Below are 8646 nucleotides of genomic sequence, written 5' to 3'. Positions count from 1 at the left end.
CGAGACGGCCGTCGCGCAGCACGTATCCGGCGCGCTTGAGTTCGTCGATCGCGCGGCGCGCGATCGCGCGGTCGCCGCCCGTGCCGTCCGAAACCGGGGCTCGCCACCGGCCCTCCATCACATCGTCACGCACCGCACCCGGAAAGGGCGCGAGCAGCTCGCGCTCGCGCGCCGAGGCGGGACGGCCGATCGACGACAGCTCGCTGTCGTCGAAAAACCCTTCGGAACGCTCGTATGCGCCGCCGAAAAGATTGGCGTTGATCCACTCGAAGTCGAACATCGAGGCCAGCGCCTCGCGCACCCGCACGTCGGCGAACGGCGCCCGGCGCAGGTTGAAGGCGAAGCCGGAGACGCCCTTCGGCAGCTGGCTCGGAATGGCGGCCCTAACGATGCGCCCGTCCCGAGCGGCGGGAAAATCATATCCGGTTCGCCACCGATTGGTGTCGTCCTCGACCCGATAGTCGATCAGCCCGGCTTTGAACGCCTCGAACATCGCCGTGGCGTCGCGGTAATAATCGATCCGGATCGAGTCGAAATTGTAGAGGCCGCGCGAAATCGGCAGGTCTTTCGCCCAGTAGTTGGGGTCGCGCTCGAGCACCAGGCGCTCGCCGGGCTTGACCTCCGCGACCCGGTAGGGGCCCGAGCCGACCGGAATCTGCAAGGTCTGGTCCTCGAAATGCTCGGCGTCGGTATGGGCGCTGGGCAGAACCGGCATGATGGCGAGGGTCAGCGGCAGCTCGCGGTCATTGGCGCCGTTGAGGTCGAACCGCACCGTATGCGCATCGGACGCCTCGACGCTCTTCACCAAGCCGAAGGCCTCGCGCTGCTGCGGCCGTCCCTTCGCCTTGAGGAGGTTGAAGGTGAACAGCACGTCGGCCGATGTGATGGGTGAGCCATCGGAGAACCGCGCCGCCGGATTGAGATGAAAGACGATACGGTCTCGCGCCGGGTCGGTTTCGAGGCTCTCGGCGATCAGGCCGTAGAGGGTGAACGGCTCGTCGTCCGAGCGGATCATCAGCGACTGATAAACGTTGCCGACCAGCCCTTGCGCCGTCGAAAGCGCTTTGACGTTGTAAGGGTTGAGGCTGTCAAAGGCGCCGAGAAAGGCGAGGTTGAGCCGGCCGCCCTTGGGCGCGTCTGGGTTCACGTAAGGAAAGTGCGCGAAACCCGGCGGCAGCGCGGGCTCGCCGTGCATGGCGATGGCGGAGACAGGTTCTCCGGTCGCGGCGCGCACGGGCGCGCCGAGCGCGACCGCCACCAGGAGACAACGAATCGCAAGGCCGATCATGACCGGACCTTAGCATCGGAAAATGCGACCTTTCTCGGTTCCTATCGATGATTTCGCTCACGCGTCGAGCCGCACGGGCGAAATTGTTATTGGATTGTCGCGCCGGATATGGAAAGAGAGCGCGCGCTCGGGGAGCCGCCTGCCGGCGGACGCCGCAGGGTCATATTGTCGCCAGACGGCTGGCTGAAGGCCCGCGCGGCCGCAGCGCGAAGGGCGCGCGAGGGCGCACCGAGTTCACTCGTTTACGGCTTGAAAGGACGATTGATGAATTTCCCGATCACGCGCTTGGGCGCCGCGGCGCTCGCACTGAGCATGGCGCTCGGCGCAGGGGCGGCGCTGGCCCAGAACGCGCCGGCCGCCCCCGCCGCTCCGGCGGCGGGCGCGCAGCCCGGTCAGCAGCCTCAAATCCCGTCGAAGGTCGATCTTGTGTCGCCCGAGCCGCAGTGGGTCAAGCTCTGCGGCAAGGAGCAGACGACCGGCCGCGACGCCTGCCAGACGATGCGCGACTTCGCCACTTCGGCCGACCAGCCGCCAATGGTCAGCATGCAGGTCTTCGAACTCCAGGGCGAAGAGAAGAGGAAGCTCCGCTTCATGCTGCTCCCGATCGGCATGCTGCTGAAGCCCGGCTTCCGCGTCATCATCGACAAGGCAGAGCCGATCGACGGCAAGTACGACATGTGCTTCCAGAACGCCTGCACCGCCGAGGTCGAGATCAGCGCGAGCGCTCTCTCCAACCTGAAGAAGGGCCAGAACCTCGCCGTCGTCCTGCGCGTGCCGGGCGGCGACCCCTCGGGGCGCGAGCTGACCTTCAACATCCCCTTGAAGGATTTCGGGACGACGTTCGACGGCAAGCCGACGGATCCGAAGCTGCTCGAGCAGCAGCGCCAGGCGCTTCAGCAGCAATTGCAGAAGAAGGCGGAAGAGCAGCGCAAGATGCTGGAACAGCAGCAGCAAAACAGCGCCGCTGCGCCATCCCAGGCCCCGGCCGCGCCTGCCGCTCCGGCGGCGCCGGCTGCCCCGAAGCAGTAGTCGCCCTTGGCGTGCGTCTCCCGCTTCGGTGCGGGAGACGGAATGCGAGACAAAAAGGCGCGCCGCAGCGAGCGGGCGCGCCTTTTTCATCTCAACCCGGGAGCCCGCCTAGCTCGCTCTCGCCGGGCCGCGAGCCCGGTAGCGTCCATCGGGCGTGCGTTCGAACGTCTCACTGATCTGGGGGTGGCGCACCGGCTCGCCCGAATCGTCGGGCAGGAGATTCTGCTCGGATACATAGGCGATGTACTGGCTGTCTGCATTCTCGGCGTAGAGGTGGTAGAACGGCTGATCCTTGGACGGCCGGATCTCCGCAGGGATCGAGCGCCACCACTCCTCAGTGTTGTTAAAGACCGGGTCGACGTCGAAGACAACGCCCCGGAACGGGTAGACCCGGTGCTTAACCACTTGGCCGATGCCAAATTTTGCGATGCGCGGCGTCATGCCGAGGCCTTAGTCCGCGATCGGTACTGCGTCAATTCGCGATTCGTCTCTCTGCGTTACGTCTTTAGAGCTGATAAAGCGCGGCGTATTCCGGGTCTTTCGCCGCGACTTGCTTGGCGAGTTCGACGATGACGCGCGCCTGCTTCCAGGTCGCGTCGTCCTGCATCCTTCCGTCGATCATCACGGCGCCCGAGCCGTCCGGCATGGCCGCGAGGATTTTTCGCGCGAATGCGACTTCGCCCGGATCAGGGGAGAAGACTCTCTTGGCGATGGCGATCTGGCTCGGGTGCAGCGTCCAGGCGCCGGCGCATCCCAGCAGGAAGGCGTTGCGGAACTGCGCCTCGCAGGCGTCCGGATCGGAGAAGTCGCCGAACGGTCCGTAAAACGCTTTGATGCCGTGCGCCGCGCAGGCGTCGACCATCCGGGCGATCGTGTAATGCCACAGATCCTGCTGGGCGGACAGGCGCGCCGCGCCGGGCGTCGTCACGTCGGCGAGGACCTTGTAGTCGGGATGCCCGCCCCCTACGCGGGTCGTCTTCATGCCGCGGGAGGCGGCGAGGTCGGCCGGTCCCAGGCTCATCCCATGCATGCGCGGCGAGGCGACGGCGATCGCCTCGATATTGTTCACGCCCTGCGGCGTTTCGAGGATTGCATGGACGAGGATCGGTTTCTTGAGGCCGCCCCGCGCTTCGAGCAGCGCAAGATACTGGTCGACGAAATGGATGTCCCAGTCGCCCTCGACCTTGGGGATCATCACGACGTCGAGCTTGTCGCCGATCTCGCCGACGAGCCGGGTCATGTCGTCGAGAAACCAGGGCGAGTTCAGGGCGTTGACGCGCGCCCACAAGCCTGTCGAGCCGAAGTCGGTCGCCTTCGCCATGGCGATGAAGCCGTCGCGCGCGGCGATCTTGGATTCGATCGGGTTGGCGTCCTCGAGATTGCCGAGGACGACGTCGACCTGCCCGGCGAGCTCGCCTGCCTTGGCCCGCAGTTTCTCGATGTGCGGCGGCACAAAATGGATCATCCGCTCGAGCTTCGACGGCAACTCCAGGTAAGGGCGCGGCGCGCCGATCGCCAGCGGTTCGAAAATCTTGCGCGGAGATTTCATGGTCGGCCCCTTCACAACAGTTGGGCGCGAGCCATAGTTCGATTTGGCCGGCGCCGCAATTAGCCGACGGACTTAGCGGCGCGGCGGGTTTGAGGCCGATTAAGCCCTGACGGCCGCCCTCCCCCATTCCGCTTCCGCTCCAAGATTGTAGGAGAACCCCGGCGCTTACTGTCCCCGCGCGCAGCGATGGCGGGATTATGCGCCCGGATAATCCTCGATCCGGCCGATTGCTGGCGGCCGCGTTTTTCTCAATCTCTTGCCGACCAATTCCACCTGGCGCAGAACCCGCAGCATGTTCCCCGAGGCCATCTTCATGAGATCGCGCTCGGAGAAGCCGCGCCGCACGAGCTCGGCGAACAGGTGCGGAAACCGGCTGACGTTCTCCAGACCCTCGGGCGAAGCGCCGCCGAAATAGTCGGAGCCGATCCCGACGTGATCGACGCCGGCGGTCTCCGCAAGGCGCTCGACATGGTCGGCGACCTGCTCCAGCGTCGCCTTCGGCGCGATTCCGTGCCTGGCCTCGAGCTCGGCGAATTGCGCCTTCGGGTCCGCCGCCAGAGGCGCCTTGCCGTAGGCGTCGCGCCCGCGCCTCAGCCAGTCGCGCAAAGGCTGGGACACGAACCCCGGCACGAAGGTCGCCATCGCGAGGCCGCCGTTGTCCTTCAGGCGCCGGAGAACGTCGTCCGGAGCGTTGCGCGGGTGGTCGCAGAGCGAATAGGCGTTGGAGTGGGTGAGCGCGACCGGCGCCTCCGTCGCGTCGAGCACGCGCCGCATCCCGTCGTGTGAGACATGGGCGAGGTCGATCACGACACCGAGCCGGTTGAGCTCGCCGATCACCACGCGGCCGAAGGCGTTCAGCCCGCCGTTGCGCGGCGCGTCGGTGGCGGAATCGACCCAGTCGAGGGTCTCGTTGTGGCAGAGGGTCATGAGCCGCACGCCGGCCGCATGCCAGATCCGGAGCGGACCGAGGGAATTCTCCAGCCCCACGCCGCCTTCGACCGCGATGAACGAGGCGATCTTCCCGGCCGCCTTGGCTTTGGCGTAGTCGGCCGCCCGCCGCGCCGGGAGGAACACGTCCGGATGCGCCTCCTCGATGCGGCGGATGAGGTCGATCTGCTCGAGCGCCGTCCGCGCGGGGTGTGGCGCGCTCGTCGGCTGGAACGCCGCCCAGAATTGCGCCCCGACCATGCCTTGGCGCAGGCGCGGGATGTCGGTGTCGGCCTTCTCGTGCACCCGATTCAGATTGTAGGCGATGACGTCGCCGCGCGCCGCCTTGTCGATCCGGATGACCCAAGGCAGGTCGTTGTGCCCGTCGAACAGCGGCGCGCGCTCGAGAACGGCGCGGGCCATCGAGAGGGCGTTGTCCGCTCGGGCGGGCCGCGCGCTCGCGGAGTCGTCCACCTTGCGCCGCCTTACTCGACAGGGATGGCGACGAAGCGCGCCATGCCGTCGCCGTTGGCCACCAGCAGCAGCGCCGGCTTCTTGGCGTTGTCCTTCCTTGCCGCCTCGATCGCCTTGGCGAGGTCGCCCGGCTTCTCGACCGCCTGGTGATTGACCTCCTCGATCACGTCGCCGGGCCTCAAGCCGCGATCGGCCGCCGGGGACCCAGGCTCGACGGACGTGACGACGACGCCTTTGACGCTGTCCTTGATCTTGTAACTCTTTCGCGCCTCGTCGGTGAGGCCGGAGAACTCCATCCCGAGCGCCTTCTGGACCGCGTTTTCCGGGACCACGACGTCTTCGTTGCTCGCGACCTCGGCGGCCTTTCCGCCGTCCTCGAGGCGCCCGAGCGTCACCGACTTGGTCACTTCCTGCCCGCTTCGGATGACGACGACGTCGACCGCCTTGCCGACCGGCGTCGAAGCGACGATCCGCGGCAGATCGCGCGATTCCTTGATGTCCCTGCCGTCGAACTTGACGATCACGTCGCCCGCCTGGAGCCCCGCGGGCTTGGCCGGGCCCTTGTCGTCGACGCCGGCGACCAGCGCTCCGCGCGCCGTCCCGAGGCCGAGGCTTTCGGCGATCGTGTCGTCGACTGGCTGGATGCGCACGCCGAGCCAGCCCCGCCGGGTTTCATGGAACTGTTCGAGTTGAGCGATAACCGGCTGGACAGTCGCCGACGGGGTCGCGAAACCGATGCCGATCGACCCCCCGGACGGCGACAGGATCGCCGTGTTGATGCCGATCACTTCGCCCTGCATGTTGAACAGGGGGCCACCCGAATTGCCCTTGTTGATCGAGGCGTCGGTCTGCAGGAAGTCGTCGTACGGGCCGCTTTCGATATTGCGATTGCGGGCGGAGATGATCCCGGCCGTCACGGTCTCGCCGAGGCCGAACGGGTTCCCAACCGCCATCACGCCGTCGCCGACGCGCGCCTTGTCGCTGTCGCCGAACTTGACGGACTTCAGCGGCTTGTCGCTCTCGACCTTAAGCACCGCGACGTCGACCTTGGAATCCTTGCCGATCACCTTAGCCTTCAGCTTGCGGCCGTCGTTGAAGATGACGACAATGTCATTGGCGTCGCCGATGACGTGGTTGTTGGTGATGATGATCCCGCTCGGATCAACGACAAATCCAGAGCCGAGCGACTGGGCCTTCTGGGCTCGGGGATGCGGAACGCCGCCGTGGTTCTTGAAGAACTCCTCGAACATTTCGTCGAACGGCGTGCCCTTGGGAAGGTCCGGGATCGCGCTGCCTTTTTCCTCGATCGTTTGGGTTGCCGAGATGTTGACCACAGCGTCGTCGACCTGTTCGGCGAGATCGGCGAGGTTGGTCGGCCGCGCCTGGGCGAACGCGGAGCTTGCCGGCAAGGCTGTGAGCGGCGCGCCGACCAGCACTGAAGCGAGCGCAGCCGCAAGCGCCGGTCGGACCCGAGGCCGAGGCGACGTCGAAATCCGCGCAACGTGGCTCATGGAGTCCTCCTCGAAATCGTCAATTCCCGGCGCTGCGGGGCAAGCCCGACGCCTTTAGATAGGAGCTAAAGCAGTGAGCGCGAGGCCCAGACGATCGCGACGCCGAGCAGCGCCGCGCCCAGCCCAACCCCGCGCAGCCTGTTCGGGTCCTCGCGGGCCGCCGCCGCCATGCGTTTGCGCATCTGCTCGGTGAACCCCGCCATCAACAACCCTTCTATGGCGAAGACGAGGCCGACCGCGGCAGCGAAATCGCGCACCTCAATCCGCCTTGGCCGTCGGCGGAGCCGCCGCGGCCGGCGGCGTCCCTTCCGGCGGCGGCGTCGGCGTCGAGAAATAGCGGAAGAAGTCCGACTTCGGGCTGACCAGCGACCGAGTCTGGCCGTCCTTGAACGCGTTCTGATAGGCCTGCATCGACCGATAGAAGGCGAAGAACTCCGGGTCGGCGCCGTAGGTCTCGGCGAAGATGCGGTTTCGCTCGCCGTCGCCCTCGCCGCGGATCTGTTCGGACTGCTGCTGCGCCTGGGCGGTGATGACTGTGACCTTTCGGTCCGCTTCCGCCCGGATCTGCTGGGCTTGCTGCGAACCCTGGGCGCGATACGAGGCCGCGCGCTGCTGGCGCTCGGTCTGCATGCGGTGGAACACGGCCTCGGAGTTCTCGGCCGGCAGATCGGCGCGCTTGATCCGCACGTCGACGACATCGAGGCCGAAACGCCGGGCGCCGGTGATCATCTGGTCCTTGATGTCGGCCATCAGCGCGTCGCGCTTGTCGCGCACGATGTCGGTGATCGACGCCCCCGAGAGCGTCCGGCGGAGCGCGGAGTTGAGCATGCCCCCGAGCTGGGCGTCAGCGCCGCGCGTATTGAACACGGACTGATAGAAGAGCAGCGGGTCGTCGATCTTGTAGCGGACGAACGCGTCAACCTCGAGCCGTTGGTTGTCCGACACCAGCACCTCCTGGCGCTCGTTGTCGAGCGCGAGAATGCGCTTGTCGATATAGACGACCGTGTCGATGAACGGCCACTTGAAGTAGAGGCCGGGCGCGCCGATCAGGTCGCGGATGGGTTGGCCGAAACGCAGCACAAGCGCCTGTTCGGTCGGATCGACGACGAACGTCGACAGGGACGCGATGACGATCGCGACGGCGGCGATCACAGCGATCGCAAGCCCGGAGAGGTGACGGCTCATTTGCCGCCTCCCGTGGACTTGGACAGCGCGTCGAGCGAGATGTAGGGCACAGGCGCCGTCGTGCCGTTCGTGTCAACGATCGTCTTGTCCATCGGGCCGAGCACGCGCTCCATCGTTTCGAGGTACATGCGTTCGCGCGTCACGCCGGGCGCCTTTTTGTACTGCTCGTGAATCTGGTTGTAGCGGGCCGTCTGGCCCTTGGCGTCGAGGATCGTCTGCTCGCGATAAGCATTGGCCTCGGCGACGATTCGCGACGCGCCGCCCTCGGCTTCCGGCACGACCTTGTTGGCGTAAGTCTCGGCTTCATTGACCTGGCGCTGCTGGTCCTGCTGTGCGGCGGTCACATCGCGGTAGGCCGAAATGACCTCGCTCGGCGCGTCGACCGACTGGAGCTGGACCTGTTTGACCAGGACGCCCGCTCGATATTCGTTGAGCAGGTCCTGCATGCGCTTTTGCACGTCAGCTTCGACCGCGGCGCGGTCGGTGGTCAGAATGCCGTCGATGGTCTTGAGGCCGACGACTTCGCGCATGATGCTCTCGGCCACCGCCTTGACCGTCTCGCGGGGGCTTAGAATGTTGAACACATAGTCCTCGGGCTTGGCGGGATCGATCTGCCAGTTCACCCGAAAGTGCACGTCGACGATGTTCTTGTCGCCGGTGAGCATCTGGCTCTCCTCCGGCAC

General features: G+C 66.3%; 9 protein-coding genes. 1 reads left to right on the top strand and 8 read right to left on the bottom strand.

Features of this window, described 5'->3' with window-relative positions:
* The coding region (locus tag ACLP25_RS29730; RefSeq protein WP_442472694.1) for an extracellular solute-binding protein at positions 1 to 1288 on the bottom strand (1288 nt) is incomplete at its 3' end.
* 264 nt (positions 1289 to 1552) lie between these two features.
* Here ACLP25_RS29730 and ACLP25_RS29725 point away from each other — a divergent pair.
* Positions 1553 to 2317: an invasion associated locus B family protein gene (locus tag ACLP25_RS29725; RefSeq protein ID WP_442472693.1), complete on the top strand. Its 765-nt coding sequence runs from the start codon at positions 1553 to 1555 to the stop codon at positions 2315 to 2317.
* A gap of 108 nt (positions 2318 to 2425) precedes the next feature.
* On the opposite strand, the gene hspQ is transcribed toward ACLP25_RS29725, so the two are convergent.
* The 7 genes from hspQ to hflK all read right to left on the bottom strand — a co-directional run.
* Positions 2426 to 2758: a heat shock protein HspQ gene (hspQ, locus tag ACLP25_RS29720; protein ID WP_442472692.1), complete on the bottom strand. Its 333-nt coding sequence runs from the start codon at positions 2756 to 2758 to the stop codon at positions 2426 to 2428.
* A 64-nt stretch (positions 2759 to 2822) separates the two neighbouring features.
* On the bottom strand, positions 2823 to 3866 hold the full coding sequence (locus ACLP25_RS29715; RefSeq protein WP_442472691.1) for an HpcH/HpaI aldolase/citrate lyase family protein: 1044 nt from the start codon (positions 3864 to 3866) through the stop codon (positions 2823 to 2825).
* Positions 3867 to 4061: 195 nt separating this feature from the next.
* Positions 4062 to 5267, bottom strand: coding sequence for a dipeptidase (locus tag ACLP25_RS29710; RefSeq protein ID WP_442472690.1), 1206 nt, complete (start codon positions 5265 to 5267; stop codon positions 4062 to 4064).
* Between the two features lie 11 nt (positions 5268 to 5278).
* Positions 5279 to 6778, bottom strand: coding sequence for a DegQ family serine endoprotease (locus ACLP25_RS29705; RefSeq protein ID WP_442472689.1), 1500 nt, complete (start codon positions 6776 to 6778; stop codon positions 5279 to 5281).
* Positions 6779 to 6843: 65 nt separating this feature from the next.
* Positions 6844 to 7035 (bottom strand): DUF2065 domain-containing protein, encoded by a 192-nt coding sequence (locus ACLP25_RS29700; RefSeq protein ID WP_442472688.1) that lies wholly within the window; start codon positions 7033 to 7035, stop codon positions 6844 to 6846.
* Position 7036: 1 nt separating this feature from the next.
* The gene (gene hflC / locus ACLP25_RS29695; RefSeq protein WP_442472687.1) at positions 7037 to 7963 is read right to left on the bottom strand and encodes a protease modulator HflC; all 927 of its coding nucleotides are present in this window, start codon (positions 7961 to 7963) and stop codon (positions 7037 to 7039) included.
* On the bottom strand, positions 7960 to 8646 hold a 687-nt coding region (gene hflK / locus ACLP25_RS29690), incomplete at its 5' end, for an FtsH protease activity modulator HflK (RefSeq protein WP_442472686.1). The genes hflK and hflC, both read right to left, overlap by 4 nt.

The sequence above is a fragment of the Roseiarcus sp. genome (genome assembly GCF_052145395.1).
Lineage (GTDB): Bacteria > Pseudomonadota > Alphaproteobacteria > Rhizobiales > Beijerinckiaceae > Roseiarcus.
This window is presented reverse-complemented; position numbering and strand designations above follow the sequence as displayed.

Bases quoted from the DNA above. Each gene is read 5' to 3' on its own strand.
- ACLP25_RS29725 (WP_442472693.1), top strand. From the start codon at position 1,553: ATGAATTTCCCGATCACGCGCTTGGGCGCCGCGGCGCTCGCACTGAGC.
- hspQ (WP_442472692.1), bottom strand. From the start codon at position 2,758: ATGACGCCGCGCATCGCAAAATTTGGCATCGGCCAAGTGGTTAAGCAC.
- ACLP25_RS29715 (WP_442472691.1), bottom strand. From the start codon at position 3,866: ATGAAATCTCCGCGCAAGATTTTCGAACCGCTGGCGATCGGCGCGCCG.
- ACLP25_RS29705 (WP_442472689.1), bottom strand. From the start codon at position 6,778: ATGAGCCACGTTGCGCGGATTTCGACGTCGCCTCGGCCTCGGGTCCGA.
- hflC (WP_442472687.1), bottom strand. From the start codon at position 7,963: ATGAGCCGTCACCTCTCCGGGCTTGCGATCGCTGTGATCGCCGCCGTC.